The sequence below is a fragment of the Mesorhizobium sp. M7A.F.Ca.MR.362.00.0.0 genome (assembly GCF_004023175.1).
Lineage (GTDB): Bacteria > Pseudomonadota > Alphaproteobacteria > Rhizobiales > Rhizobiaceae > Mesorhizobium.
Genome location: NZ_RZTF01000898.1, coordinates 1 through 537, shown reverse-complemented (window position 1 = coordinate 537; position 537 = coordinate 1). Strand labels below are relative to the sequence as shown.

General features: G+C 60.7%; 1 protein-coding gene and 1 pseudogene. Both read left to right on the top strand.

The genetic code is table 11. From position 1 onward, the window contains the following. Window positions 1-147, top strand: a pseudogene (locus tag EOC06_RS38410) (IS5/IS1182 family transposase); the annotation flags it as partial. Further along, window positions 147-491: a hypothetical protein gene (locus tag EOC06_RS38405; protein WP_095482571.1), complete on the top strand. Its 345-nt coding sequence runs from the start codon at window positions 147-149 to the stop codon at window positions 489-491. The pseudogene EOC06_RS38410 and the gene EOC06_RS38405, both read left to right, overlap by 1 nt. Window positions 492-537 lie beyond the last annotated feature (46 nt).

Here is a 537-nt window from a genome sequence, read left to right as displayed (position 1 = left end):
GAAGAGGCATTCGGTTGGATCAAGGTCGTGGCCGGCCAGCACAAGACCAGGTTCCGCGGCCGCGACCGTGTCGGATGGGCCTTCACCTTCGCAGCCGCCGCCTACAATCTGGTGCGACTGCCCAAGCTCATGGCGGAGACCGGCTGATGGCTAAGGTTCCCGGCTTCGCCAAGGCCTTTGCCGGCCGCTGGCGCATCGTCGAGATGGATGTTTGGGATAATGACTTCCTCGATCTCGTCGAGGAAGCGCATCTGACATTCAAAGGCTCGGCGGATGGCGAGATCGCCTTCGGCGCACTCAACGGCTTCCTCGATGTCCGATATGGCACCCGCGATGGCTCAGCCTGCGCGGAGTTCTCATGGGAGGGGCATGATGAGAATGACCCAGCCTGTGGCCGCGGCTGGGTTGTCTTTGGCACTGCAGGCCGCCTCGTCGGCCACTTCTACATCCACAACGCCGACGATTCAGGCTTCGTTTGCGAAAGAGCCTGATTCTTCAACAGCCTGCTAGGTTGCTCAAAAGGCCGGACACATATTG

What these genes read in the sequence shown, in the direction of transcription:
- EOC06_RS38405 (WP_095482571.1), top strand. Translation starts at nt 147, where the DNA reads ATGGCTAAGGTTCCCGGCTTCGCCAAGGCCTTTGCCGGCCGCTGGCGC.